Here is a 26,235-nt window from a genome sequence, read left to right as displayed (position 1 = left end):
CAAATTACAAATAAAAAAGGGACTTTGAACCATGCCTAAATCTCTTCCTATCATTATTTCATCATTCAATCGGTAGCCAAACTTCAATTTCATAACCGCTCGTCCCCTTCGGATGAATGTAGCGCTCAAAACTGAAACATCTTCGTAGTTGAATACCATCCGTTTTCATCAGTGTATTAAACGCATTTGGTATCGCAGGGACACCACCTTCTACCTTCGCAACGAGGAACTTTCCTGCCGGCACTACAACTTCTTCTGTAACTGGAAACCCTTCGGCAAGATGTGATTTGATACCAGCGATGTAGTGAATTTCTTCGGCTTTCATCGCCAAGCAAAGCCCAAATGATTCTTCCGCTACTATACCTTGCTTATCAATTTCCGCATTCAGTACATCCCATTTACCCGGAATTTCCGATAGCGGTCCTTTTAATCCATACCCTTTCACTTTGAACGCCTCAACTTCAACGATACGTGTTTGCATATGCATCTCCTCCTCTATTCCACTATAAACCTATCGCATAGGGTCGGGTCAATCATTTTATTAAACATTCAGATATATGAAACGAAACGAGTGTATTTTAATTGACCCGTTAAAAATTGATAAACGAATTGAAGCATTAGAAGAAAAAATTGCAAGTTTCAAAGCAGAAGTAGACGTAGTCCTTTCTGAATCTATTGCACTCACGAAAATTACCGTTTAACTTTAGTAAGCCGGTAAGTTGTCCCCACCTATCTTTGCATGAGTATTCGAAAACGATTTCCACAAGACCCTTCTTTTGTTGGCATTTCTTAGGTTCAGCAAGTAGAGCCAATACAAACCTAACTTACAATCGAACATGATGTAGCAATATATTAAAAGCTCAAGGCTTAAATCTTAAAGCTGTAAAACTTACGCATTAAAGCTCTTTACTGTTTAAAGATCAACGTTTAGCGCTTAAACCCCTTTTAAATCTTGGGCTAACAGTTACGGGATTCTTGTGTTCGCCCTTCGTTATCTGCCAAGTTGAATATATCGTGTAATTAGAATCGGCAAGAGAAATGAGTATTTCTCTTGCCGATTTTTTCTTTGGATTACAGTTTCACTCGTGACTCCAAGATATTAATTCACTGGGTGACAAGTGCCGAAACAGTCATGGTATTTCAAACAAACACGATTGTTTGAACTTTCACGATTGAAGTGGTGACTGTCACCACGACAATTCTATCCTTCTTTACAACAGTCCTTTAAGCTGTTTCTTTTTCAGGAAACTAAGCTTCGTCTCGGATAAAACAATTGCTACGAGAATAAGTATTGCACCAATTCCCATTTTGACCGTCATCATTTCACTTAAAATTGCAACAGAAAATGCCATGCCCCAAAATGATTCAGTAGATAAAATGATTGCAGCTTTTGTTTCTGTTATGTACTTTTGAGCAACTGTTTGTAAAAGAAATGCGATTGTTGTCGAAAAAACTGCCAGGTAGAGGAGTGGAATCACCCCTTCTGTTTGCGTAGAAAAAGTTGTTTCGCCTTTACATACTACAACTACAAATCCGACGACTGCCGCTGCCATCATTTGAATAATTGTTAGCTGAATAGGGTCCTCATCTTTTACAAATTTAGATGTATAGAAGATATGGAACGCGAATGCAAATGCGCAGCATAACGTCAGTAAGTCCCCTATATTGATTTCGGAAGAGAATTTAAGGGATAGTACCGCTACTCCGATCATGGCCATAAATGCCCCGCCGAGTTCAAAAATATCAATTTTCTTTTTATAGATGATGAGCCCTATAAAAGGAACAATAACCACATTGATAGCAGTTAAGAATGCATTCTTTGAAGGTGTCGTATATTGTAAACCTACTGTTTGAAGCGCAAAGGCGATATAGAGAAAAATTCCCAATACCGACCCTTTTATAAGTGTACTTTTCTTTATCGTTTTCAGCCGTTTATTAAATACGATTCCTAATATAAGTACTCCAATTAAAAAGCGCCCCGCCAGAATTTGATACGGTGTGTAGTATTCCAAGGCTACGGCACTGCCCACAAACCCGCTCCCCCATATAATTGCTGTAATGATAAGTCCTATTTCTCCGATGTATTTCCGCATGTGAGCCACCGCCGTTTTTTATATCAAGTGTACCAAATCAGATTGACGAATGGAGTCTGTTGTTAGATAAATCTTTCAATAATATTCTTGAGTTTACCACTAGTGCTTAAATGCACATTTTCGCCCGCCCATAATGACATGAAGTCAGTATTCCCTTGCTTTGCCGCCTCTTTGCGAATCTCTTTTGTTAAATCATTCTGAAATGGGTACGGCGCAAGCGGTAATTCCGATAGCTCATGAATAAATCGATTACGAATCCCGCGTGCCATTTTGCCCGAGAAGGACTTTGTTAACACGGTGCACCCTTTTTCCGCCTCCAAAACTGCCTGCTTATAAAGTGGATGCGCACCACTTTCATCGGACGCCAGAAGTACAGTTCCGATTTGGATAGCTTGTGCCCCGGCAGCTAACATATCTGCCATCGTTTCCTTATTCGCAATTCCACCCGCTGCAATAACAGGAAGTCGAACGGATGCGATTATTTCCGGTAGTAATTCATTCAATGGAATCAATGTTAATTCGCCTGAAAAAGAACCACGATGCCCTCCCGCTTCACTGCCTTGTACGACAACTGCGTCCATTCCGACAAGCTCCGCCAGTTCTGCCTCTTCTACTGAAGTTGCTGTCCCTACTAGGAAGACATCATTTCCCTTCAATAATTGCACAGTTTTTTCGTCTGGCAGTCCAAAAGTGAACGAACAAATTTTTACATCTTCTTCTAGTAATACTTGAACTTGCCCTTCAAATTCCGATTTTGAGAAGTCTGTATTCCACTGAGGAATCCCAAGTGCCTTACCTATCGGTTGGAGTGCTTCATATGCCTCCTGTAATTGCTCCTGACTCGGATTCACCTTTTCCGGAACAAACAAATTCACTGTAAACGGCTTCTTTGTATGACTTTTCACTTCACGAATGAAATTCCGCGTCTCGTCGGCCGATAGATACCCAGCCCCAATTGAACCGAGAATCCCCGCCTCTGCAGATGCTGCTACAAACTCCGGTGTCGTCACACCCGCCATTGGAGCTTGGATAATTGGATGTTCAATTCCTAACATTGCGGTCAAATTCATTCAACTTCCTCCAATCCACTACGTTCATCAAAAGTACCACTAGTACCCCATTATATAGAAAAAAGGTAGCTAGGCTAGCTACCTTTCACTTTACTTATTGAATACTGAGAATTAAAGCTAAATAACTTGAAAAGACGAAAAGAATGCTCAAGATGAACGTTACAATCACCGGTGCTTTCTTAATAAATGAGTACACAGTTAAAACGACAAAAAGAAGCGCTAACAATAAAAGAGAGAGTCCTGTGGCATTTGCTATAAGTTCTACATTCATTCCTTGCTGAAACTGACCTTGATAAAAGAAACTGAATAGCTTGGAAGGTCCTTCATTTTTCAATATGTTTACGCTTGGCGGTGATTGTTGACCTAATGCAGCCGTTATTGAAAAAACAACTAGGATCAGTATGCTTTCCACTCTTGTCCACGGTATTGGATTGAAGTCATGATCCTTAAGTAACTTCTTTTTAATTAGTACGCTGTTGATCCCTGCATATACAAGTAACGGAATAATCGTTAAATGTTTTAGTAACAATAATTGACCATACGGAAGCATCCATGCATTGGTATATTCATTAAATTCCACGACGAATGTCATTAAAAAAAGCCCTGACACGATAGTGATGCTAAAGCAAATAATGGCAACGGGCGAGAACCATTTCAAGAAATTCAACCAGTTTGAATGATCTTTTGAAAACCAGCTAACCACAAGCAGGATTCCTACCCAAATACTCACTGCTGTAAAATGGCTTGTATGCGTTATGAATCCTTTGACATGATCTAGGGAACTAGCGTGACTAGCCCAACCAATTCCCATGATTAACATGACAACAAAAAGGATTCCTATATAGGAGTAGATAGGTTTGTTTCGATCATCAAACCAAACGATAAAAATAAACAAGACGTTGACAACAAGAAAAGTGAAAATCCATGCTTTGCCCACTTCAAAAGTAAGAAGAACTGTTTGGAACGATTCAGAAAGTCCCATATTCTCGTATAAATACAGCATTAACACTAGAACAGGCGCAAATGAAAAAACTGCTATACCGATTGTAGCTATAATTTGTACACTTCTTGGTATTTTTACTTGCGGTCGAAAAGAACGCGGTACTAAAGCGATAAGAAAACTACCTATAAGAAGCGATACGCAAAGATATAAAAGTATTTCACTAACAATTACCATAAACATTTACTATTTTTTTCTCCTTAACCCGACGAAAATCCCCACAATGATTGCAATTAAGACAATCACAATTACAGGAATGAGATAAGAAGGTAACTGACTTTGATCATTTGTTTTAGTATCTTCGACATTTTCTAGTATTGTTTCATTTTGATTTACATCCTGTGAATTGGCTTCATCTTCAGTTTCAATTGGTGTTTCAGATACAGGAACATCTACAGTGAAAGAAAATTCTCCTGCAATCGGATGACCATCTGCTCCAATAATATTCCAAACTACAGTATAGTCACCATTTTCTAAGGCATTTGTAAACGTCCCTGTCATTTGCGTATCTTCTATGGAAATCTCTTCAACTGGAATAGATTGACCATTTGAACTGCTTACTTCTAACGTTCCACCTTGTTCGATTTTTCCTTCGTAGGTTAAGGCTATTTCGCGCATTTCTTCTGTAACAACTTCTCCGTCTTCCGGGGAAGACGTTTCTAACCCTGTATGTGCCAGAGCGCTGGTAGTAAAAACAAACATGAAGACAAATGTAATTAGTAATAATTTTTTCACTGTAATACCTCCTAATTTAATTGCTGATTGAAACTACGAACTTAAAAACTTGAACATAATCTAATCAATTTTAGTGTAGCTTTTCGTTGTGAAAGATTCGTGAAGTGTTTTTATTCCTTATACTATTACGAGTAAAGCAATCCTGTTTTCAGCCTATCGGTTTGTAACATACCCCGTCTTCTCGATGATTGCCTGTCCTTGGTCAGACAAAATCCAATCGATGAATTCCTCGATATGCGGATTATCACTCCCGGCAGTCACGGCATAAATATCAGCCGTAAGAGGATAATCTTCAGACTGGATCGTTTCTGATGACGGTTCAATTCCTTCAATTTGAAGCAATCGGATTTTATCGTTAGTGACCATTTCGGTTGAATAATATCTGAACGTAAAGCCTAATGCATTGTTGTAGTTCGTATAGTCCGACACAACACCAATAATTCCTCCCATAAGATCAATCACATTTTCAACCGGAGGATCCATGATCGGCACGTCACCCATCACGTTTTGAAGTGCAGTCTGACTGCCGCTGTCTTGTGGCCGCTGGAATGCCCGGATCGCTTTTTTCTTTCCACCTACGTCTTTCCAATTCGTTATATCTCCGGAATAAATCCCTTTGATTTCATTCATCGTCAAGTTTTTTACAGGGTTTTTCGCATTGACGAAAAAGACGAATGCTTCTTTACCAATTGGTGTCAGCGTTAATTCTTTGCCAGCTCGTTCTGCTGATGCCAATTGAGTAGAAGAAGGACCTGCTACAAAAATCAGATCGACTTTCCCATCAATGAGCTTTTCGTAGGCTACATTTGTCATATTCGACATCACTTCACTGTTATATAGGTTGTATTCCTTTTCTGGATAGACTGCCTGTGCAAATCCAGCATACATTGGGTAAAGCGCGGTCGCACCATCTATGACGGGTAAATCAGATTCAAGCTGTAAAGTCGCTGGCTCGTCCAGTTTCATAGCTTTCGTCCCAGATGCAAACGGACTGTATTGTTGCAGATTCACTTCTGTATCCTCCAATCTGTCCAAGTTCTGCTTATATATACCGGTAGCCGTGAAAGACAATGCCACTACGGTTATCAGCGCAGCGACGCCATAAAAAGCTTTTTTTCCGTTCGGATATTTCGTCCAACCTATCGTTTTGAATAGAATCAGAACGACCAGTATTACGTAGATTGCAATAAGCAAAGGTATTAGATAATACATATTCGGCGATATGAATAAAACAAATATCAAAATTAATGGCAACGCCACTATAATCGATGCCACGATGATCATTAGGATTGTTGCAATCATTATTACAGTTTTCAAGTTGAGTCCCCCTTGGTATTAAAACATTTCTGTATATCGATTTTCTAATAAGCCTATTACTGTTTTCTCCAATCATACACATCTTTTTTTACATTAAGTTCAACGCCGTTGATTGAAACCGTATGGTCATCGAGCCAAATGATTTCTGCTTGTTCCTCCCGGTACGCCCAATAAATGTTTTTCGTCTTATTTCTTTTGTTATGATAAACAACTTCTCCCCTTACGGCAAAAGCCACTGTCGCACCACTATTTGATAAGTAAGCACGCACCGTATAGTCGCCATTTGGTGATATTGCTTCAGTCATGAAATCTCCTTCCGGAAGATGTTTCGTACTAAAAAAAAAGAAATTAGTGATCAGCAGTAAAACAATCATAATTCCTGCAAACAATGAAAAAATAAGACCGGTTACTTTTTAAGAAAACTTCATTATCCTGCTCCCTTATATAGCTGTTTCTAACGAGACGTTTTCAGCTATATAAATGTTTCCAATAAATAACATTAGTGATCTTCTGATATTTCTCATCTAAACAGGATTCTAGACTTATTGCTACTTCCTAATAAAAAACCACAACCTCACAGGCTGCGGCAAATCTTAACACATAGACTTCCTCTGTTTATCACTGAAGCGAAACATACCCCGTCTTCTCGATAATCTCCTGTCCTTGCTCTGACAAAATCCAATCGACGAATTCGTTGATATGCGGATTATCGCTGCCAGCAGTCACTGCATATAATTCGTTCGCTATCGGATAATCCCCCGACCGGATTGTTTCTTTCGTTGGTTCGACACCATTTACGGAAAGTAAACGGATAGCATTATTTTTCGTCATTTCTGTTGAATAATATCTAAACGTGTAGCCAATGGCATTATTGTAGTTTTTATAATCAGACACTTGGTCGATAACTGTGCCCATCAATGATGCAACGTCCTCGACGGGTGGATCCATGATTGGCACATCGCCCATGAACTGCTGGAGGGCTGTTTGGCTGCCACTATCTTCTGGACGTTGAAAAGCACGGATTTCCTTCCTGTTTCCACCGACTTCTTTCCAATTGGTTATATCTCCTGTATAAATGCCTCTTATTTCATCTGTCGTCAGGCTTTTGACCGGATTTTTTTCATTCACAAAAAACACGAACGCTTCTTTCCCAATCGGCGTCAATTTCAGTTCTTTCTCTAATCGTTTCGCCATTGCCAACTGATGTTCAGATGGGGCCAGTACAAAAATGAGGTCGGCTCTACCGTTTATGAGATTATTATAAGCTTCTCCCGTACGATTCGACATTACTTCACTATTAGATTGGTTATAACCCTTCTCAGGATAAACCTCCTGTGCAAAAGCTGAGTAAATCGGGTAAAGAGCAGTTGCTCCGTCAATGACTGGGAGATTGTCCTCAATTTTTAGTGTCGAAGGCTTGGTAAGCGATACGGCTTTCGTATTAACACTAAAAGGTGCATATGCGGTTGTATCCACATAATCATCTTGAAGGACTGGTCTTGTTTTATCATAAATGCCTGGTATTGCATAGACGATGGATAGCGTAACAACACCAATTATCATGCGATGAATCACCTTTTCATGCTTGTTCAGCTGAAACGTTTTTACAACTAGCACAACGCACAACGATACATACAGAGCCAAAATAAGTGGCAACAAAAATAATAGTCCCGAAAGCCAAATGAATAGTGCGCCTACAAGTACAAAAGGCAATAACAAACCCATGATTACAATGATGAAAACAATATCCCCCGCCCTGACTAAAACATTCCCCTCTTTCCTCAAGTCACTTCCCCCTTATCACTCTTGCTTAAAAGCATATATTGCGTTAAGAAAATATTACCATAGGAAGTCTGCTCTTAAAAATAGTGACAGTAAAAATAGTGACAGTCACCAATACAATTCTAAAACAAACATGTTATTTAAAACTTTTGGCTATGTTAAAGGTAAAGGTTGATTTATAGTGAAATGGTATGGTGACACGTACCTTACATCTGATTAAATTAAATTCACTCAACTGGATATTTATGTTAAAACAAAAACAAGTTTATGAAGGTTTACATATAATCTAACGACGCAGTTTAGCTTAATAAAATAAGTGGGAAGTTTAGAGAGGATGTTATTATTGGAAGTCCGACAGATGGCAACTGCATTCCTAATTCATCAAGGAAGGGCGTTAATGATGAAAAAGGAAAAAAGTAAAATCTTTAATTTTGCATTTTGGGGTGGAATTGGAGGTCATATGGAACCTAATGAACTTAATTCACCAATAGAGGCAAGTTTCAGGGAAATTGAAGAAGAGACGGGATTTAAAAAAGATGACATTAAAAACTTTAGGCTTAAATATATTCTACTTGAAAAAAATAGCGGAGAAATACGCCAACAATATGTCTACTTGGGAGAAACAAAGCATATGAACTTTATTCCTTCAGACGAAGGGGAATTATTTTGGGTTCCTAAGAATGAATTATCAGATTTATATACTTCAAAAATTATCAATTTAACTATTGAACACTATTTGAATAATAAAGTTATTGATGACGTTTTTGTTGGAACGATGATGACTAACAATGAATCTAAATCTGAAATACAATGGTCAGCCATCAGAGAGACCGTTGGTTTTTAGAAACCAGTGAATAGACAACTTGTCCCTTCTTCAACAAACGGGTGCTTTAGTGAAATAATGGATATCAAAATGCAATGAGCTCGGAGATACATTTCCCAGCTCATTTTTATGTGCAATTTTTATTTAGAATGCATAGTCTCTCAGTCTTAATTTATCAGCAGTTTCCCAAGTCCCATGAACACTTGCCAAGATAAGCATTTGCATTGAATTGTTGGTGACAGTCACCAATACAATTCTAAAACTAACATGTTATTTAGAACAAACATGATTATTCAAACTTTCATGATTGTATGGATTTTTTATTCATTACAATATTTCGCAAACCCGTCCAACTTGTCCGTCTTCCAGGCGCACTTTAATGCCGTGTGGGTGGAAGCTTGAGTTCGTCAGTAAATCTTTAACGACGCCCTCTGTCTTCGCGCCCGACCGCTGATCTTTTTTCAAGATGACTGCCACTTTTAAGCCCGGTGTTACATCTGCACGATTCTGCCCATTCATTTGTTACCCCTCCTCCCTTTTTCGAAATAAACTTTGTACGACGTGTGCCGTTCCAGTATGGAGCTGGCCTTCCACACGATTGACTTCCCCAATATGAAAGTGTTTAACGAAATAACCTCCGAATTGCTCTAACATTTTAATAGGGTTGCACAGCATTCCTTCATCACGCGGGCCGCCTGTTCCGTAATGGAGCTGTTCTTTCGTATACAATTCGCTTATATAGTAGCCGCCCGGTTTCAATGCCTTTTTAATCCCTGTTAGGGTACGATCCATAACGTTTCCCGGGAAATGTCCGAAGATGTGGACGATTGCATCCCACTGCTCTTCCTCCCAAGCCACCTCCGCTAGGTCGCGTAGTTCCGTTTTTACACTGACACCTTTTTCATCAGCCAACTGCTTTGTTTTCTCGAGTCCAGCCGGTGCATAGTCCCATGCAGTCACATCAAAACCGAGTGAAGCCAGGTAGACCGCATTACGTCCCTCACCTTCAGCAATGCAAAGTACTTTTCCCTTTGTTATCTGCTGAGCAGCTTCAACGAGAAATGTATTTGGTTCTTTGCCGTAAACGTATTCTTCAGCGGAAAAACGTTCATGCCACATATTTGTCATATATTCTCAATCCCCTTTATATCTGCTTCCTTCAGTTTATCATATTATAAGCAATTACTTTGCCATTGACATTTATTCGTCTAGCCCCTAAACTACTATTATTGGTTTAGGGGGTAGACTATATTGAAAGATAAACTGTTGGAAGCGGTTGATTTGTTTGAAGAAGTAATGATTTTCGGGACAGAACATGTTATTAAAAACATGGATATCCCCATTTGGAAAGAGTATTCTCCCGAGCAAATTCAAGTACTCAAAATCCTTTCTACTTATGGAGCACTTTCGAGCGGAAAGCTTGCCACAATTCAAGGTGTACATAAAAGCGCTGTCTCGAGCCGTTTAAAAAAGTTGGAGGAAAAAGGTCTTGTGACGTCGGAGCGTGACGAAAATGATCAGCGTGCCAAAATCATACGACTTACATCGGAAGGTATGGAGGTTCTTCAAACTTCCAACGATGCGGTCTATGAAAATATTGAAAAACTTTTTAGAGACCGGATTGACGAAAAGGAACTGGAGACATTCGTTGTGACTTTCCGAAAACTTAAAGAGATTTTACAAATGAAGGGGATGTAATTTTTGAGAGCTATATTAAAATTCAAATGGCCAATTTTCATCGGCTTACTTGCATTGACAATTGTGTTATTCTTTCTTGCACCAAATTTAGCAAAACAGGCGGAAGATGCAGGTTCACTTCAGCTTCCAAACAATGCAGATTCACAAAAAGCGGCTGATATGCTAGAAAAAGCCGGTGCTTCCGAGGATACGATTTCACTCGTCTATCCGCTGAAAAAACCAGTGGATGCTACGATGAAAAAAGAAATTCAATCGGTTGTAGACAAACTCGAAGCCCTAGGTAAGCCAGTTTCAGCAATACTTAACCCCTTTGAAAGTAAAGAACTGGAAGCGCAACTTGTTTCAAAAGATCAGAAGACAGTACTCGTACCAATTACAGTGGACGGTACATTTGATGAAATTATTGCCCTTGCTGATAAAATTCATAGTGATATCTTACCCAAAAACCAGACAGTCTATTTAACAGGTGAAGCGATTATCGGCAATGATGTAAACCAAAGCGCACAAGATGGATTGAAAAAGACGGAAATTATTACCGTCGTGCTTATTTTCGGTTTGCTTCTCATCGTATTCCGCTCAATTGTCACACCATTTATACCGCTTCTTGCGGTAGGGATCTCCTATTTACTCAGTCAATCATTTGTTGCCTTTTTCATTGACTGGTTTGGATTCCCTGTTTCTAATTACACGCAAATTTTCCTTGTAGCCATCCTCTTCGGACTAGGAACGGATTATTGTATTCTGTTGCTCAGCCGTTATAAAGAAGAATTGCTAGCAGGTCATAGCGTCGAGGATGCAGTCGTTAATACGTATAAAACTGCAGGCCGTACACTGTTCATCAGCGGTCTTGCCGTCTTTATCGGATTTGCAGCAATCGGATTTGCAGACTTCCCGATTTTTAAATCAGCTGTGGCTGTCGCGGTCGGAATTGCCGTGTTGATGGTCGTGCTATTTACAGTTGTTCCATTGTTCATGGTTTTATTGAAAGACAAATTGTTTTGGCCTTCAAAACAAGCTGCATCGCATAAAGACAGTAAAATATGGGTTGCCTTCAGTAAAGTTTCGGTCAAGCGGCCGCTCATTTCTATACTAATTGTGGCAGTTATCACAGTCCCTCTTCTATTGACATATGACAATGATTTGTCATTCAACACAGTCGATGAGATTGATAAGAGTAAAGAATCGGTCATGGGCCTCAATGCTATTTCTGAAGCATTCGGGAAAGGTGATTCGTTGCCAATCCAGGTTTTATTGAAAAAAGACGGCCCGATTGTCAATGAAACTGACGTAACCTATCTCGAAGCAATCAGCCGGGATATCGAGAAGATTGACGGCGTGAAAACGGTCCGGACGATTACGCGTCCAACTGGTGAAATTATCGAAGACTTGTATGTCGACCACCAGCTTGGTCTTATGTCAGAGGGTCTTGGTGATGCGACTGGTGGACTGGATGAGGTAAAAAAAGGACTGACAGAAGTTCAAGGCGGACTGGACCAAGTGACCGGCATGTTTTCTACCGGTTCTGCAGCTGAAGTCAATGGGGCTGGACTTGCACAAGCCGCAGGCGGTATCGGCCAGCTTTCTGCAGGTGTTGGTGCTTCTACTAAAGGCCTGGATGAAATCGGTTCCGGTCTTGGTGAATTATCCGCGTCCTTAAAAGAAATGAGTGAGTCGGACAGTGTGCGTGCTACCGGTTTGTTCATTCCAGCAGGCACGCTCAGCAATGAAACGTTCAAGCCGGTGATTGACCGTTATACGTTCGGGGCTGAATCAGGGATTTTACTTGAAGTGATTTTGGACTATGATCCTTATTCACGGGAAGCGATCCAAACGGTGCACGACATTAAAGACAGCGTAAATCGTTCTGTTATCGGAACACCTTTCTTTGACGCAGAGCTTGCATATAGCGGTGTATCCAGCATGAATTCGGATCTGTATGATATTTCGTCAAAAGACTTCAAGCGCACAGTCATTATTATGCTTGCCAGTTTGTTCGTCGTCTTGACGTTCTTGTTCCGTTCCGCAATTATGCCTTTGTATATGATCGGCTCCTTGCTGCTCACATATTACACATCTATCGCTGTAACTGAACTCATCTTTGTCAATATGTTGGGTTATGATGGTATCAGCTGGGCAGTTCCATTCTTTGGCTTCATTCTGCTTATTGCGCTCGGTGTGGATTACTCCATTTTCTTACTCGATCGCTTCCGTGAAGAAAGCATTAACGGGCTGAATATACGGGAAGCACTTACGATGTCGATGGCTAAAATGGGTACGGTCATTATTACTGCATCCATCATACTCGCCGGAACATTCGGTGCAATGATGCCTTCAGGCGTGTTGAGTCTCGTACAAATCGCTACAATTGTCATTACAGGACTCCTTCTGTATGGACTCATCATTCTTCCATTACTCATTCCGGCGATTACTGTATCGTTTGGCAGAGGGGTATGGTGGCCGTTCAGAGGTTGATATAATACGTAAAGCGTCCGTTCCTTTTATGGGGAACGGACGCTTTTTAATAATTCTACTCTTTGTTAATGATACTCTCCAAATATTGATCCAATCGTGCTGCCATCATTTCATCCGTCAAACCTGTAACACCAAACGCCGCCCAGCCACTATATACAACAGGAGTTCCGTCCAAAAAATCAAACACGGAGACAATATCCCAGTAGGACTCATACGAAAATGAGGGTTCAGCATGTCTTTGATAGGCTTGTAAAAATAGTTCTGCCACTTCGACGCTATGCAACAGCGCGAGGTTCACACGACAATGACCCACGTCGATACCTGCTGGACCGCGGCATGCATTCGGCCAATCTACAATCCCACTTACTTCTTTGTTAGTCCACAACACATTTGCAGGATGAAAGTCGCGGTGAATGAACGTCTCGCGAAATTCAGGCTCCGTTCCATGGAAACGTTCAAATGCCGCCTGCCACACATCCCGTTTCTTCGTCCATTCGGGGAATTTGACGTCCGCCCGTTTTGTATATGGAACATATGTCCATGTAAAATCATTCGCTTTAACTTGATGAATTTGCACAAGTGCTTTTGCCAACCCATCCGCCCATAGGTTGAAATCATCTGGCAGCAGCTCTACTTTCCCTTCAACTTTCGTCATAAGGATAGACGGCAACCCGCTCAGCTCTCCTGTTTCATTAGACCCAATCAACGCCGGGGCTGGCAACCCGCTATCCGAAGCTTTTCGAAGGCTCGCCGCTTCGTGCTTAACGAGATCAGGTTCTTCAAGAAGCCACTCCTCATTGTCAAACTGCCGTAAAATAATCGTCGAGTCTTTCGTCTTCACTTCATAAAGAAGTGAGGATGTACTGCCTGGAAGCCGTTTCATCCAATGGACGACACCCCCTACTTCTTGCTGCACCCAGATTTCTGCTTTTTCGATTGGTCGCAAATTCCACCCCTCCTTTAAACATGAATCATGGATTAGGCAAGTCACATTTCACCCTCTATACATCACTTCACCCGCAACAACGGTCATCACAACATTCGCGTTCACGATCTCTTCATCTTCCACTCGGAATAAATCCTTGTCGAGCACAGTGAAATCAGCATCGAACCCGGGCGCAAGCTTACCGCGGACGTCCGCTTTTCCGATTGTTCCCGCACTCCCCGTCGTAAAGAGGCCGACCGCTTCAAAGCGGCTTAGTTTTTCATCAGGTAAATAGCCTTTATGGTTTTCGCCAGGCTTCCGACGCGTCGTTGCTGCATAGATGCCAAGCAATGGATCGACTTCTTCGATTGGCGCATCCGAACCGCCACCGCAAATGAAGCCGCGGTCAAGTAGCTTTTTCCATGCATAGGCCCAATCAAGACGTTCTTCCCCTAAACGATCCATGACCCAAGGGAAATCAGAGGATACAAACACCGGCTGTAAATCGAGAATGACCGGTAGCTTTGCCATCCGTTCTACGAGATCATCACGCAGTACGTTGACATGGATAAGGCGATCTCGTTTGTCTTTAGGAGCGGGATGCTTCTCAATTGCATCCAATGCTTTTTCAACAGCTGCGTCCCCGATAACGTGTACCGCTATTGCTTCACCGTGCTTTCGTGCGAGCGTCACGAGCTTATCGATTTCCTCATCTGTAACAACTGCCATCCCAGATGTTTCCGCTGCGTCTGCGTACGGTTTGCTTAACAATGCAGTTTTACCTCCAAGTGCCCCATCGATGAAAAACTTCATCTCTCCCGGCTCAATCCAAGGCTCATTATATGTGGCTTGCTCTTCCATCAATTGTTTGAAAACAGTCGACCGTCGCAACAGACGCGCGCGGAATTTCTTCTGTTCGCCGATGACATTTTTGAATGCCTGAAGTGGATTTGTGTAGTCTCCGTAATAGCCGAGATCATCTGTCACTGCCCCCGTCAGCCCAAGGGATAGCAAATCATCGACTGATTTCTGCAAGGCCCGCGTCAATGATTGTTCTGTCGGTTCTGGTATTAGAGCCAGCACTATCTCCTGCGCACCTTCCTTCAAGTAGCCCGTTGGTTCACCGGCAGCGTCACGCATAATGACGCCGTCTTCAGGATCTGGTGTATCTTTCGAAATACCGGCAAGCTCAAGCGCTTTTGAATTGGCGAGTGCCGCATGTCTACATGTCCGCTTTAGAATCATAGGCGAATCCGTCACCATATCAAGTTCTTGACGCGTGAGAATCTTTTTGTCGGAGAAATTGTTTTCATTCCATCCTTCCCCAATGAACCATTCATCTAGCTTCAAATCAGGATAAGCACCCATCAGCATGTCCATCATTTCGTCGGCGGAAGACGCCTTTGCCAAATCGAGACTCAGTAGTTTTTCACCATGCCCAATCATATGCATATGGCTGTCGATGAATCCTGGATAGAGAACGGAGCCCTCTAAATCAATCTCTTTATCTGCTTGTCCTTTTAATTCTTCATAGGATCCAACCGCCATAATCTTGCCGTTTTCCGTGAGCAACGCTTCTATCTGGTCGCCTTCTTGCTTCATTGTATACATCAACCCGTTATGCCATAGTATTTTCATTCCACTTCCCCCAATCTCTATAGTTATAGTCTAAACTTTCGGTTATTCACGAGCAACTTTTTGAAAATGAATGCTACAATTAAGTTTATCGATAAGGAGGGATTTAGTATGAGAATAACCGTTTATCTGGCAGGGGAAATTCACAGTTCGTGGCGCGAAGAAGTGAAATTGAAAGTCGCAGCGCTCAATTTACCAATCGATTTCGTCGGTCCTATGGAAGACCATGACCGTTCTGATAATATCGGGGAAGAAATTTTGGGCATACAGCCGAATGCGATTTTAAAGGATGCCGCGGCGTCGAGTTTCAATAATCTACGCACAGAACTTTTAATGAAGCAAGCCGATCTCGTCATCGCCTTATTTGGAGAAAAGTATAAACAATGGAACACCGCGATGGACGCGAGTGCCGCCATCACATTTGGCAAACCGCTTATCTTAATCCGTAAAGAAGAACATCATCACGCTTTGAAAGAACTGTCCCGTAAATCAAATGCCACTGTCGAAACTGTCGACCAAGCTGTAAAAGCATTGCATTATATTTTTGAATGAACAAAAGGGCCTCACATAAGGCCTTTTTTTATTCCATAAAATGCGCGTAACCAGGCATCAGCATTTACACAAACTTTACATCCGCTTCATACTTCCTCAACACTCTTTGTTTATCATAAGGGATGCAAGGGTGATCCCAACGATAAGTTCGACTAAATATAGCTCCACCATGAATGAGGAGGATACTCATGACCTTAAAATTAGAACGTAAAGAGGATACACAATTTCGCGTTATGAAAAATTCAAACTGGCGCAAACCCGTATATGAAACGAATGGATTAAATCTTTGGTACGGATCATCTCACGCACTGAAAAATATTGACCTCTCAATCAATGAAAAAGAAGTGACAGCCATCATCGGTCCTTCAGGCTGTGGGAAGTCAACATATTTAAAAACACTAAATCGAATGGTTGAAATGGTACCAGATGTCAACATTTCCGGGAATCTGACGTTTAAAGGGAAAAATATACTGGACAAGGCAGTGCCTGTTGAAATGCTACGTTCAAAAGTGGGAATGGTGTTCCAGAAACCTAATCCATTTCCAAAATCAATTTATGAAAACGTTGCATTTGGGCCTAAAATCCACGGCATCCGAAACAAAGCCATCCTAGACATGATCGTGGAAGACAGTTTGAAAAAAGCTGCTCTGTGGGATGAAGTGAAAGATCGCCTTCATAAAAGTGCATATGGTCTTTCTGGAGGCCAACAGCAACGACTATGCATTGCACGTTGTCTTGCGATTGATCCGGAAGTGATTCTAATGGATGAACCGACTTCGGCACTCGACCCTGTCTCAACACATAAAGTGGAGGAACTTATCTCTTCCATTAAAAACGATGTGACAATTGCGATTGTCACACATAATATGCAACAAGCTTCCAGGATTTCAGATCGCACCGCCTTTTTCCTAAACGGAGAAATCATCGAATGTGATCGTACCTCAACCATCTTCAACAATCCTTCTGACGAGTTAACAAACGACTATATTAATGGACGTTTTGGTTAATAATAAAATATTTATTCTTTTATAAAAGGTCATCTAAGGGCAATCATATTCCCTCAGATGACCTTTTATGAAATAAAAAACCCTTCCACTGCATTTTACATAACCTTTACATTTTCATCATACTGCCTTTACATTCAACGTCTATAATTCTAGTTGTAAGAGAAATTCTTTCAAGAAAATAAACTAGCTTTTAGGGGAGGAAAATTCAAATGAAGGTCAGTAAATATCTTTTATTCCTAGTAATCGTTGCCATCTCTATGTTAGTTGCAGCATGTGGCACAGATTCAAAGGCAAAAGAAAGTAATGGCAATACAAACACAGAGTCAGAGGAAACAGCAAAATTATCGGGTAGTGTTGTCATTGATGGATCTGGAACAGTTTACCCACTAATGGCTAGATTAGCTGAAGAATATATGATTAACGAACAATCAGATGTATCCGTTGAAGTGAGCCGCGCTGGGACAAGTGCTGGATTTAAGAAGTTTTTAATTGCAAACGGAACAGACTTCAACGACGCTTCCCGTCAAATTAAAGATGAAGAAGCAGAAGAAGCAAAAAATCTTAATATAGATGTAAAAGAATTAAAAGTAGCTTTGGATGGATTAACATTCGTTATTAACAAGGATAATGATTGGGCTGCTGAAATGACGCCAGAACAACTAATCAGTATTTTCAAAGCAGATGGCGGAGTTGAAAAATGGTCAGACATCGATTCTTCTTGGCCAGATGAAAAAATCTCACCAATGGGGCCGAATGAAAACCATGGAACTTACGAGTTCTTCTATGAAAGTATTCTTGATAAACAAGACTTAGTAAGCAACGTAAACCTTCAACAAGAATATTCGACACTCGTTAATTTAGTCTCAGAAGACAAGAACGGAATTGCCTTTTTCGGATATGGCTACTTTGTGAATAATACTGATAAATTACAAGCAGTAAGTGTAGACTTCGGTAATGGTCCAGTTGAACCAGCACTTGATACAATCGCAGAAGATGGTGCCTATGCTGACTTCACACGTCCGGTCTTCACGTATTTGAACGTCAACCATGCAACAGATAAACCACAAGTATTGGATTATGCAATCTACGCGATGAACAATGTTAATACATTCGCTGGTGAAACTGGGTTTGCACCCATTCCTGAATCGGAAGCAAAAGAAAACATTGAGTTCCTAGAAGGTCTTAAGAAATAAGCTAGTTTTCACTATAAAAATAGGACAAGATGAGGGCTTTAAACAGCTCTCATCTTGTTCCAGCTTATATAGAAGGAGTGCTCTGCACAATGTCAATCAACAACGATATGACGAAACAGGATGCTGTTAACATCCGAACGTTAATTGAGCAAAAAAAAGCTTCAAAAAACCTAAAAAAGTCATTCGAAAAGGCAATTCCTATATTTCTTTTCCTAATTGCTTCCCTATCCGTTTTAACGACAATTGGGATTATTTTTACATTACTATCGGAAACAATTGAGTTTTTCAAACGGGTTCCCATCATTGATTTTTTCACCGGGACTGTGTTGAAGCCATTAAGTCAAACACCCCAATTCGGTGTGCTACCACTCGTAACGGGTACAATCATGTCATCCCTTATTGCTATGCTTGTCGCTGCACCCATTGGCCTAATGACTGCCATATATTTGAGTGAATATGCATCAGTGAAAGTCAGAAAAACCATCAAACCATTATTAGAGGTTCTTGCGGGGATACCAACGATTGTCTATGGCTTTTTCGCATTCACATTCGTTACACCACTTTTAAAGTCACTCATCCCCAGCCTTGAATCGACGAATATCCTGAGTCCAGGCATTGTCATGGGCGTTATGATTATTCCAATGATTGCTTCCTTGTCAGAAGACGCGATGAGTTCGGTTCCGAATTCAATGCGGGAAGGTGCACTCGCACTGGGCTCTACGAAATTAGAAGTAACAGGGCGTGTTGTTATTCCAGCTGCTTTGTCAGGGATTATTGCCTCCTTTGTTCTGGGTATATCCCGTGCGATTGGTGAAACAATGATTGTGACAATCGCAAGTGGAAGTACTAAAAATTTCACCTTTGACATTACACAATCGATGCAAACGATGACTTCGTATATTGTCGAGGTAAATAGTGGAGATGCACCCGCTGGCTCAACAATTTACTATAGTCTATATGCAGTTGCCATGACCCTGTTTCTGTTCACACTAATTATGAATTTAATTGCAAGATCAATCTCTCGTAAATTTAGGGAGGAATATTAATATGGAACATGTTAGTCAGAATCAAATTGCGAAAAGAATTAACTCACGGTTACGTGTGAATAATTTCTCGAAATTTATATTTTTACTATCCACTCTATTTGGTCTCGTTGTGCTTGCCGTGCTCATTTACCGTGTCGTATCCCAAGGGATTGGTTGGTTCAGTCTAGACTTCCTGACTGGCAGACTGTCAACACAGCCTGAACGAGCCGGGATTATGGGAGCTATCCTGGGGACGTTTTGGCTCATGATGGTTGTTGCACCAGTTACAATGTTCTTAGGTGTTGGAACGGCAATTTATTTAGAGTTATATGCAAAAAAAGGCCGGATACAAGCCTTCATTCAAACCAATATTTCGAACTTAGCAGGTGTTCCATCCATTGTTTATGGCATTTTAGGATTGACCCTTTTTGTCAGAGCTATGAATTTCGGCAACATTGTATTAGCTGGTGGACTAGCAATGTCGCTCCTCATTCTTCCAATCGTCATTGTTGTAAGTCAGGAAGCACTCCGTTCAGTACCGCAGCATTTAAGTGAAGCTTCATTCGGAATGGGCGCAACAAAATGGCAAACAATTAAAAATGTCATTTTACCTGTAGCTCTTCCTGGTATAATGACGGGTGCGATTTTATCCCTATCACGAGCGATTGGAGAGACCGCTCCACTAGTAGTCATTGGAATTCCCGCTTTACTTCTTCCTTTCCCAGGAGGTATCTTTGATAAATTTACGGTGCTCCCTATGCAAATTTATTATTGGACACTCGACTCTTCGCTCGTTGCGGAATATGCAAACTTAGCCGCTGCAACAATTGTCGTATTGCTGTTAGCATTGCTCATCTTAAATACGACTGCGATTGTCATTCGAAATAAATTTCAGAAAAGGTATTAATCAAGCACAATCAATGAGGCTGTCTCTAAAGTCGGTACATTAACGACTACAAAGACGGCCTCTTTTTTCTTTTCAGTGTTAGTACCTAGAAGTTTATCACCGTCTCGATGGAGTTTATCACCACCATATGCAGATTTATTACTTTTCAGAGTGAGTCTACTGGTACTTTCTACGAAAAGGGTATCTCAAGTTAGTTTCTTTCTACTATATATGTTGAATTAAAGAATCCCATTGAATCTGCTTTGGCGCTTAATAATGAGAGAGTTGTAATTGGGAGTGTGGATTGTAGACCGCTTGGCGCTGGGGGATGCCTTTCGCCATAAGCCTTGGATTAGCGCTTCGCATCCAGTCTTACGGCTTCGGCGACCCCTTTACCGCGCCTGCGCTAGGGTGTTCATTATCGAGAGAAATGTATTTTTGAGATGTATATGGCGGGATTATAAGGTAATTACTAGTTGATACTACTTGAAGTCAAGAAAGACGCACTCCAGGTTGTAGCTCTCATCTCCGATAACGAAATGTATTTTCTCACATAGACCATCCAGCGAAGGCGCGACTTCGTGGTAGCCGGAGCGATAAGACTGAAAGTGCTCTCCTTTCCGGCTTATCGCGGGAGGCATCCACAAAGCGTCGAAGCGGTATTAGCAGGAATTCTGATGCATTCCTCATGTATGGGGACATTCGTTGATCACATTCGCTCGATTTATGGCACTCCGGGTTGTGGGTCTCGTCCCCGATAACGAAATGCTCTTTCTCAAATAGACCAGCCAACGCAGGCGCGTCTTCGCGGGAGGCACCCGCAAAGCGTCGAAGCGATATTAGCAGGAATTCTGATTCTATTCATTGTAAAGCGCCTATGTCGTATTCATTTGTTCAACATATATATCTTGAGATACTCTTTTTTGATAAAAATAAAAAACCAGAGATACCGCCAATAACGGTATCTCCGGTCCATGATTCAGTATCTTATTCAGTGCCCATTTCTTCTTGGACAACCGCAACAATGCGTTCAACAAGACGTACACAATCTTCTTCAGAAGGCGCTTCTACCATGACACGCACAAGAGGTTCAGTACCTGAGGGGCGGACAAGGACACGGCCGTTGCCTGCCATCTCTTTTTCTACCTCCGCAATTACTGCCGCCACACGTGCATTATCTGTCACTGCATTTTTATCAGTTACACGCACATTAACGAGTTTTTGCGGATAGACTTTCATCTCTGCTGCAAGTTCAGAAAGCTTCCTGCCAGAAATCTTCATAATATTCACGAGCTGAAGACCTGTAAGAAGTCCGTCGCCTGTCGTGTTATAATCATGGAAAATAATATGGCCCGATTGTTCGCCACCAAGATTATAATTTCCTTTTCTCATTTCTTCTACAACGTAACGATCACCGACGGCTGTCTGCACGCTTTTCATGCCGTGTTCTGAAAGTGCTTTATAAAAACCTAAATTACTCATAATCGTTGAGACAATCGTACCTGATTTCAAGCGGCCTTCTTCATGCAAATGACGAGCGATGATGAACATAATCTGGTCACCATCAACAACTTCTCCGTGTTCATCCACAGCAATTAGACGATCACCGTCTCCGTCAAATGCCAAGCCGATATGGGCTCCTTTTTCAACAACAAGTTTACCTAATTCTTCAGGATGTGTTGAACCGACACCGTCATTAATATTCAAACCGTTTGGCGAGGCTCCCATTGTTGTCAGGTCTGCATCAAGATCAGCAAACAGATGCGTCGCCAATGTGGATGTCGCTCCATGTGCACAATCAAGCGCAACATGAATTCCCGTGAATTCCTCGTCGACAGTCTGTTTTAAATACTGGATATATTTATGTCCGCCTTCAAAATACTCTGTAATAGAACCGACGTCCGCTCCAGCAGGGCGTGGCAATGAATCTTCCTGCACATTTAACAATTGCTCAATTTCATCTTCCTGCTCGTCTGTCAATTTGTAACCATCTGCACCGAAAAACTTGATGCCATTGTCCTCGACAGGATTATGTGAAGCAGAAATCATGACTCCGGCCTGAGCATTCATGACGCGCGTCAAATAAGCGACACCCGGCGTGCTGATAATCCCAAGAGTCATCACTTCGACACCTGTCGATAAAAGACCCGCGATAAGGGCACTTTCAAGCATATGCCCCGAAATACGCGTATCCCTGCCTACGAGCACTTGTGACTTCCCTTGTGATTCTTTTGTTAAAACATGTCCGCCGATTCTGCCTAATCTAAAAGCGAGCTCCGGTGTCAGTTCTCTATTTGCAACCCCGCGGACGCCATCTGTCCCGAAATACTTTGTCATTTCCATTCTCCCCTTCAATCCTGCACATTCAGTGAATGTCAGGCAAGTTCAATATGCATCTTTACTTCTTTATCTGAAACTATCCATTGTACATCTGGAGGGCCATCCACGAAAACTTGGAGACTCTGTTCCCCTTCATCCTCTGTTTCTGACGCATCCACATAGACCGTGAAATCTGATTTCTTCAGTGTATCCAGTATATCCTGGTCGGCTGTCACAGTCAGGACAACCAGACCAGCCGCCGGTTTCTGAAATGAACTTATGAACTTTTCATCGAGTCCTTTTACCGTAACGGGAATATCTTTAAATTCCTTCGTAGCCACTTTCTCTTCCTCGACTGGCGGTTCCGGAGCGAGTACTTCCAACTCTGGATTGGTCACAGTTACGTCGACTTTTACTTTAATTTTATCCAACGACATCTTTGAAACGTCTTTAGGCTTTTTCAAATCGATTGCTATCGTCTCTTGTCCCTTCACTTCGGACACATCCACTTCGACGCTAAATTCTTTGATTTGCGCCAGCGCTTTCCGTGAACCAAATAATCTAATGGTTTTATCCGCAGTTGCGATGGAATTGACAGTAATCCCTTCAATAGGTTCGCCGCGCGATTTTAGAACAATTGGCACTTCTTTACTATATTCAGCAATGTCAACTTTGACATTTACCTGCTCAGGAACAATCGTCACATTCAGTTTTGTCAGATCTTTGTCCAACACACGAACCCTGGCCTGTTGTTCAAATGATTTGTCGATTTCCTTATCACCTGTTACGGAGGCTTTTACAAAACTGATCGATTCAATGACACTCTTAGCACCGGTCACTTCTATGGTTTCGGGATCGACGTCTATTTTAACGACATTGAAATTTTCAGCAAGCAAACGCTCATTCAGTTCAGGATCAACGCGGAATGATTGTGTAATTTTCTCTTCAATGACGACGTCAATTGTCGCAGGGTCAAACCGCACATCCAGCTTATCAGAAATATTTTCAGTTTGAACTTTAACAGTATGCTTGCCCATCGGTAAACTCGATAAATCAACCCGTAATGTAAAGTCCTTCAATAGTTTCGTTGTCTGAACAATATTTGCCGGGCCTTCAATGGTCATATTAACCGTTTCTGGAACCCCTGTTACGACAAGGTTTTCATTGTCATAATACACTTGTACGGGGAAATCTCGAATGATGTCCATTGTATCCCCAACGGCTTTGCTGCCGGATTTTTCCTCCGCCTGAACGGAGAAAAAAAGAATAATTGCAAGAAACAAGGCTGTAAAACGAAGAAACCATGGGCTATCCATAAACTTATCCATTTTTACGCCCCCATTTCCAAAGAGAGGTATTCTTATTACTTGGCGTTGATCCGAACCAGACTCTACGCAGCCGCACTTCGAACTCCTCCATGTTCAGGTTTCGATCTATATCTCCATCTACTGTAAGACTAACGGCACCCGTCTCTTCTGACACGATAATCGTTACCGCATCCGTTACCTCACTAATCCCAAGAGCGGCTCTATGCCGAGTACCAAGCTCTTTTGAGATGAACGGGCTCTCAGACAGCGGCAAGTAACAGCCTGCTGCCGCAATACGGTTACGTTGGATAATAACTGCACCGTCATGGAGTGGTGTGTTTGGAATGAAGATATTTATGAGAAGTTCAGACGTGATCATTGAATCCATACCGGTGCCTGTTTCAATATATTCACTTAAACCTGTTTCTTTTTCAAGTGAGATAAGTGCTCCGATACGGCGTTTTGCCATATAACTGACCGACTTTACAAATGCTTCAATCAGCCGATCGCGTTCTTCTTCTTCCTGCATCATTGTGCGGGCAAATAATCGTCCTCTGCCAACCTGTTCGAGTGCACGCCGCAGCTCGGGTTGGAAAATGATAATAATAGCCAGAAATCCAAATCTCAGAACTTGATCCATCATCCATAGCAACGTATTCAGGCCAAAAAACTCAGTTAGGACACGAGCAATGATAAGTACAAATATCCCTTTTAACAATTGAACCGCTTTCGTTCCTTTAATGATCGTAAACAATTTATAAAAAACAAACCAGACGAGAAGCACATCTATGATATTAATAAATGCCGCTACTGGACTGAAATCAATTAATTCTTGCCATTTGGGCATGTGCTTCGCCTACCTTCATAAACAGTTTCTTATGCGTACAGTATAGCATAACAGCACTGCACTGTCTTTTCTTACAACAGAAAAAAGAGCGCCTACTTACCGCTCGCAGCAGTAAGAACGGGTCGCCCTGTTTATTTCTCTTCTTGCTTATCATCATTTGAAGTTGAGAATATGTCCGTCGCTGTCTTTTTCATCTTATACCAGAGCCAGTCAAATGCTTTGTCAATTTCCTTGCTTTTCCCTGTCACAATTGCTGTCGAAGCCATATATTTGGATCCGTGGATAACTGTTACATCGCCATCCACTTCCCCTTCAATCCGAAGTTCGCCATTTTTAACTACAATATCCCCCTTCACAGTTTCACCTGCCGGGACGAGTACTGTCTGGCCTTCAACCACTAGATTCGGTTGTTTTGTCACCGAAAACTGTTGGTCATTTCCATAACTAGAAAAAAGCGTTGCACTCATCAGAATAAGAAACATAGCCGCTGCTGCAAAAAGTGGATGGGTGCGCAACCAGCGTTGAACGCCTGCTTGGGATTTCTCCTTTGGAAGACGCCCCATCACATTGGTCACAAAGCTGTCCGGCGCTTTTATTTTAGCGGCACTTCCTATAAAAGCTATGGACTCCGTTAGGCCATTCATAATTTCTTTGCACTCTTTACAGCTATCTAGATGTTCTTTCAATAGCCGCTCTTCGTCACGGCTGATATCGCCGTCTAAATACGCGTGCATATAGTGAACGATTTGTTCCGGACACGTATTCATGCTTATTCCCTCCTACATATTACCCATCTGTTTCCGAAGCGCTTCCCGCCCTCTATGGACACGGGTCTTTACGGTCCCTAGCGGTAATTCCAAAATGTCACCAATCTCTTGCAATGGCAATTCTTCGATATACCTTAAAATGATAACGGAACGATATTTGTCTGGAAGCCTGCCTATTTCATAGTGAATGCGTTCCTGCATTTCCATTCTTTCTACTTCCTCTTCCGGCAATTCGCCAGAAGCGGCAATTTGTGAGTACATGTTCAAACCATCTGTACCCGGCACATTCGCATCGAGATAATAATCGGGTTTCTTTTTCCGGATTCGGTCGATGCACAAGTTCGTCGCTATCCGAAACAACCATGTGGAAAACTTCCGCTTTTGGTCGAATGTATGGATATTAATATAGGCACGTACGAACGCTTCCTGAGCAATATCTTCCGCCTCTTGGGCATTGCCAAGCATCCTATAGCACACTTGATAGAGGCGATGCTGAAATAAGGTTACTACTTCTTCAAATGCATTTTGATCGCCTTTCAAGACTTCATTTATTCGTTTATTGATCAGATCATCCAATGTATTTCACCCTCCGCTCTATGCGGCTGTCCCTTCTATACGTTTGAAGGTGTCGACAGGTTTCATTTTTTTCATTAATTTTATTTTACCAGAGTTTGCTTGGCATTTCTTCATTATATTGTAAAAACAAGAAAAGTGTAAGACGCCTAGTGTCTAGTCACGAACCTGAATAGAAAAAGCCCACCTAAGTAACTAGATGGGCTTTC

The 26,235-nt window shown here is 41.6% G+C and carries 26 protein-coding genes; 9 read left to right on the top strand and 17 right to left on the bottom strand.

The window, feature by feature from the left end; all coding sequences use genetic code 11:
• Nucleotides 1-61 precede the first annotated feature (61 nt).
• Nucleotides 62-481: a GyrI-like domain-containing protein gene (locus tag MKZ11_RS06160; protein ID WP_340793115.1), complete on the bottom strand. Its 420-nt coding sequence runs from the start codon at nucleotides 479-481 to the stop codon at nucleotides 62-64.
• A gap of 76 nt (nucleotides 482-557) precedes the next feature.
• Here MKZ11_RS06160 and MKZ11_RS06155 point away from each other — a divergent pair, with 76 nt between their 5' ends.
• Entirely contained in the window at nucleotides 558-701 is a 144-nt protein-coding gene (locus tag MKZ11_RS06155) for a hypothetical protein (protein ID WP_340793114.1), read from the top strand.
• A 510-nt stretch (nucleotides 702-1,211) separates the two neighbouring features.
• Here the strand turns inward: MKZ11_RS06155 and MKZ11_RS06150 are convergent.
• The 7 genes from MKZ11_RS06150 to MKZ11_RS06120 all read right to left on the bottom strand — a co-directional run bounded on the left by MKZ11_RS06150 (nucleotide 1,212) and on the right by MKZ11_RS06120 (nucleotide 8,000).
• On the bottom strand, nucleotides 1,212-2,093 hold the full coding sequence (locus MKZ11_RS06150) for a DMT family transporter (protein WP_340793113.1): 882 nt from the start codon (nucleotides 2,091-2,093) through the stop codon (nucleotides 1,212-1,214).
• 62 nt (nucleotides 2,094-2,155) lie between these two features.
• The gene (locus MKZ11_RS06145) at nucleotides 2,156-3,163 is read right to left on the bottom strand and encodes an NAD(P)H-dependent flavin oxidoreductase (protein WP_340793112.1); all 1,008 of its coding nucleotides are present in this window, start codon (nucleotides 3,161-3,163) and stop codon (nucleotides 2,156-2,158) included.
• Nucleotides 3,164-3,257: 94 nt separating this feature from the next.
• A complete protein-coding gene (locus tag MKZ11_RS06140; protein ID WP_340793111.1) occupies nucleotides 3,258-4,346 on the bottom strand; it encodes a copper resistance D family protein in 1,089 nt (362 codons plus the stop codon).
• A 3-nt stretch (nucleotides 4,347-4,349) separates the two neighbouring features.
• Nucleotides 4,350-4,898 carry a copper resistance CopC family protein gene (locus MKZ11_RS06135; RefSeq protein WP_340793110.1) on the bottom strand — a complete coding sequence of 183 codons (549 nt, stop codon included), beginning with the start codon at nucleotides 4,896-4,898 and terminating at the stop codon, nucleotides 4,350-4,352.
• Between the two features lie 153 nt (nucleotides 4,899-5,051).
• Nucleotides 5,052-6,215 (bottom strand): PstS family phosphate ABC transporter substrate-binding protein, encoded by a 1,164-nt coding sequence (locus MKZ11_RS06130; protein ID WP_340793109.1) that lies wholly within the window; start codon nucleotides 6,213-6,215, stop codon nucleotides 5,052-5,054.
• 56 nt (nucleotides 6,216-6,271) lie between these two features.
• Nucleotides 6,272-6,604, bottom strand: coding sequence for a DUF5412 domain-containing protein (locus MKZ11_RS06125; protein ID WP_340793108.1), 333 nt, complete (start codon nucleotides 6,602-6,604; stop codon nucleotides 6,272-6,274).
• Between the two features lie 229 nt (nucleotides 6,605-6,833).
• On the bottom strand, nucleotides 6,834-8,000 hold the full coding sequence (locus MKZ11_RS06120; protein WP_340793107.1) for a PstS family phosphate ABC transporter substrate-binding protein: 1,167 nt from the start codon (nucleotides 7,998-8,000) through the stop codon (nucleotides 6,834-6,836).
• Nucleotides 8,001-8,355: 355 nt separating this feature from the next.
• On the opposite strand from MKZ11_RS06120, the gene MKZ11_RS06115 reads away from it, so the two are divergent.
• Complete coding sequence (locus MKZ11_RS06115; RefSeq protein WP_340793106.1) at nucleotides 8,356-8,841, top strand: NUDIX domain-containing protein; 486 nt, start codon at nucleotides 8,356-8,358, stop codon at nucleotides 8,839-8,841.
• Between the two features lie 306 nt (nucleotides 8,842-9,147).
• On the opposite strand, the gene MKZ11_RS06110 is transcribed toward MKZ11_RS06115, so the two are convergent.
• Nucleotides 9,148-9,339, bottom strand: coding sequence for a YwbE family protein (locus MKZ11_RS06110; RefSeq protein WP_340793105.1), 192 nt, complete (start codon nucleotides 9,337-9,339; stop codon nucleotides 9,148-9,150).
• A gap of 3 nt (nucleotides 9,340-9,342) precedes the next feature.
• Nucleotides 9,343-9,948: a class I SAM-dependent methyltransferase gene (locus MKZ11_RS06105; RefSeq protein WP_340793104.1), complete on the bottom strand. Its 606-nt coding sequence runs from the start codon at nucleotides 9,946-9,948 to the stop codon at nucleotides 9,343-9,345.
• 123 nt (nucleotides 9,949-10,071) lie between these two features.
• On the opposite strand from MKZ11_RS06105, the gene MKZ11_RS06100 reads away from it, so the two are divergent.
• Nucleotides 10,072-10,518: a MarR family winged helix-turn-helix transcriptional regulator gene (locus MKZ11_RS06100; RefSeq protein ID WP_340793103.1), complete on the top strand. Its 447-nt coding sequence runs from the start codon at nucleotides 10,072-10,074 to the stop codon at nucleotides 10,516-10,518.
• Between the two features lie 3 nt (nucleotides 10,519-10,521).
• Entirely contained in the window at nucleotides 10,522-12,990 is a 2,469-nt protein-coding gene (locus MKZ11_RS06095) for an MMPL family transporter (RefSeq protein WP_340793102.1), read from the top strand.
• Between the two features lie 55 nt (nucleotides 12,991-13,045).
• Here the strand turns inward: MKZ11_RS06095 and MKZ11_RS06090 are convergent, their stop codons facing one another.
• Together MKZ11_RS06090 and MKZ11_RS06085 are read right to left on the bottom strand one after the other, a co-directional pair.
• The gene (locus MKZ11_RS06090) at nucleotides 13,046-13,936 is read right to left on the bottom strand and encodes an aminoglycoside phosphotransferase family protein (protein ID WP_340793101.1); all 891 of its coding nucleotides are present in this window, start codon (nucleotides 13,934-13,936) and stop codon (nucleotides 13,046-13,048) included.
• A gap of 48 nt (nucleotides 13,937-13,984) precedes the next feature.
• Nucleotides 13,985-15,553 carry an amidohydrolase gene (locus tag MKZ11_RS06085; protein ID WP_340793100.1) on the bottom strand — a complete coding sequence of 523 codons (1,569 nt, stop codon included), beginning with the start codon at nucleotides 15,551-15,553 and terminating at the stop codon, nucleotides 13,985-13,987.
• 108 nt (nucleotides 15,554-15,661) lie between these two features.
• Between MKZ11_RS06085 and MKZ11_RS06080 the strand changes: the two genes are divergently transcribed.
• From MKZ11_RS06080 to pstA, 5 genes are all read left to right on the top strand, one after another.
• On the top strand, nucleotides 15,662-16,102 hold the full coding sequence (locus MKZ11_RS06080) for a YtoQ family protein (protein WP_340793099.1): 441 nt from the start codon (nucleotides 15,662-15,664) through the stop codon (nucleotides 16,100-16,102).
• Nucleotides 16,103-16,335: 233 nt separating this feature from the next.
• Nucleotides 16,336-17,109, top strand: a complete 774-nt coding sequence (gene pstB / locus MKZ11_RS06075) for a phosphate ABC transporter ATP-binding protein PstB (RefSeq protein ID WP_340796932.1) — start codon at nucleotides 16,336-16,338, stop codon at nucleotides 17,107-17,109.
• Nucleotides 17,110-17,318: 209 nt separating this feature from the next.
• Nucleotides 17,319-18,302 carry a PstS family phosphate ABC transporter substrate-binding protein gene (locus MKZ11_RS06070; RefSeq protein ID WP_340793098.1) on the top strand — a complete coding sequence of 328 codons (984 nt, stop codon included), beginning with the start codon at nucleotides 17,319-17,321 and terminating at the stop codon, nucleotides 18,300-18,302.
• A gap of 89 nt (nucleotides 18,303-18,391) precedes the next feature.
• Entirely contained in the window at nucleotides 18,392-19,348 is a 957-nt protein-coding gene (pstC, locus tag MKZ11_RS06065; protein WP_340793097.1) for a phosphate ABC transporter permease subunit PstC, read from the top strand.
• A gap of 1 nt (nucleotide 19,349) precedes the next feature.
• A complete protein-coding gene (gene pstA / locus MKZ11_RS06060; RefSeq protein WP_340793096.1) occupies nucleotides 19,350-20,234 on the top strand; it encodes a phosphate ABC transporter permease PstA in 885 nt (294 codons plus the stop codon).
• 966 nt (nucleotides 20,235-21,200) lie between these two features.
• Here pstA and glmM read toward each other — a convergent pair.
• The 5 genes from glmM to sigW form a co-directional block, all read right to left on the bottom strand.
• Nucleotides 21,201-22,550, bottom strand: coding sequence for a phosphoglucosamine mutase (gene glmM, locus MKZ11_RS06055; RefSeq protein WP_340793095.1), 1,350 nt, complete (start codon nucleotides 22,548-22,550; stop codon nucleotides 21,201-21,203).
• A gap of 38 nt (nucleotides 22,551-22,588) precedes the next feature.
• On the bottom strand, nucleotides 22,589-23,860 hold the full coding sequence (locus tag MKZ11_RS06050; protein ID WP_340793094.1) for a CdaR family protein: 1,272 nt from the start codon (nucleotides 23,858-23,860) through the stop codon (nucleotides 22,589-22,591).
• Complete coding sequence (cdaA, locus tag MKZ11_RS06045; RefSeq protein ID WP_340793093.1) at nucleotides 23,853-24,686, bottom strand: diadenylate cyclase CdaA; 834 nt, start codon at nucleotides 24,684-24,686, stop codon at nucleotides 23,853-23,855. Before cdaA ends, MKZ11_RS06050 begins: the two co-directional genes overlap by 8 nt.
• 131 nt (nucleotides 24,687-24,817) lie before the next feature.
• Nucleotides 24,818-25,453: an anti-sigma factor gene (locus tag MKZ11_RS06040; protein ID WP_340793092.1), complete on the bottom strand. Its 636-nt coding sequence runs from the start codon at nucleotides 25,451-25,453 to the stop codon at nucleotides 24,818-24,820.
• A 12-nt stretch (nucleotides 25,454-25,465) separates the two neighbouring features.
• Nucleotides 25,466-26,029 (bottom strand): RNA polymerase sigma factor SigW, encoded by a 564-nt coding sequence (gene sigW, locus MKZ11_RS06035; protein WP_340793091.1) that lies wholly within the window; start codon nucleotides 26,027-26,029, stop codon nucleotides 25,466-25,468.
• Nucleotides 26,030-26,235: the final 206 nt, after the last annotated feature.

Source organism: Sporosarcina sp. FSL K6-1508, from assembly GCF_038007465.1.
Lineage (GTDB): Bacteria > Bacillota > Bacilli > Bacillales_A > Planococcaceae > Sporosarcina > Sporosarcina psychrophila_B.
This window is presented reverse-complemented; position numbering and strand designations above follow the sequence as displayed.

What these genes read in the sequence shown, in the direction of transcription:
- MKZ11_RS06115 (WP_340793106.1), top strand. Translation starts at nt 8,356, where the DNA reads ATGGCAACTGCATTCCTAATTCATCAAGGAAGGGCGTTAATGATGAAA.
- MKZ11_RS06085 (WP_340793100.1), bottom strand. Translation starts at nt 15,553, where the DNA reads ATGAAAATACTATGGCATAACGGGTTGATGTATACAATGAAGCAAGAA.
- MKZ11_RS06145 (WP_340793112.1), bottom strand. Translation starts at nt 3,163, where the DNA reads ATGAATTTGACCGCAATGTTAGGAATTGAACATCCAATTATCCAAGCT.
- MKZ11_RS06040 (WP_340793092.1), bottom strand. Translation starts at nt 25,453, where the DNA reads ATGAATACGTGTCCGGAACAAATCGTTCACTATATGCACGCGTATTTA.
- glmM (WP_340793095.1), bottom strand. Translation starts at nt 22,550, where the DNA reads ATGACAAAGTATTTCGGGACAGATGGCGTCCGCGGGGTTGCAAATAGA.
- MKZ11_RS06160 (WP_340793115.1), bottom strand. Translation starts at nt 481, where the DNA reads ATGCAAACACGTATCGTTGAAGTTGAGGCGTTCAAAGTGAAAGGGTAT.
- MKZ11_RS06070 (WP_340793098.1), top strand. Translation starts at nt 17,319, where the DNA reads ATGAAGGTCAGTAAATATCTTTTATTCCTAGTAATCGTTGCCATCTCT.
- MKZ11_RS06050 (WP_340793094.1), bottom strand. Translation starts at nt 23,860, where the DNA reads ATGGATAAGTTTATGGATAGCCCATGGTTTCTTCGTTTTACAGCCTTG.
- MKZ11_RS06105 (WP_340793104.1), bottom strand. Translation starts at nt 9,948, where the DNA reads ATGACAAATATGTGGCATGAACGTTTTTCCGCTGAAGAATACGTTTAC.
- pstA (WP_340793096.1), top strand. Translation starts at nt 19,350, where the DNA reads ATGGAACATGTTAGTCAGAATCAAATTGCGAAAAGAATTAACTCACGG.
- MKZ11_RS06140 (WP_340793111.1), bottom strand. Translation starts at nt 4,346, where the DNA reads ATGTTTATGGTAATTGTTAGTGAAATACTTTTATATCTTTGCGTATCG.
- cdaA (WP_340793093.1), bottom strand. Translation starts at nt 24,686, where the DNA reads ATGCCCAAATGGCAAGAATTAATTGATTTCAGTCCAGTAGCGGCATTT.
- MKZ11_RS06080 (WP_340793099.1), top strand. Translation starts at nt 15,662, where the DNA reads ATGAGAATAACCGTTTATCTGGCAGGGGAAATTCACAGTTCGTGGCGC.
- MKZ11_RS06110 (WP_340793105.1), bottom strand. Translation starts at nt 9,339, where the DNA reads ATGAATGGGCAGAATCGTGCAGATGTAACACCGGGCTTAAAAGTGGCA.
- pstB (WP_340796932.1), top strand. Translation starts at nt 16,336, where the DNA reads ATGAAAAATTCAAACTGGCGCAAACCCGTATATGAAACGAATGGATTA.
- MKZ11_RS06155 (WP_340793114.1), top strand. Translation starts at nt 558, where the DNA reads ATGAAACGAAACGAGTGTATTTTAATTGACCCGTTAAAAATTGATAAA.
- MKZ11_RS06150 (WP_340793113.1), bottom strand. Translation starts at nt 2,093, where the DNA reads ATGCGGAAATACATCGGAGAAATAGGACTTATCATTACAGCAATTATA.
- pstC (WP_340793097.1), top strand. Translation starts at nt 18,392, where the DNA reads ATGTCAATCAACAACGATATGACGAAACAGGATGCTGTTAACATCCGA.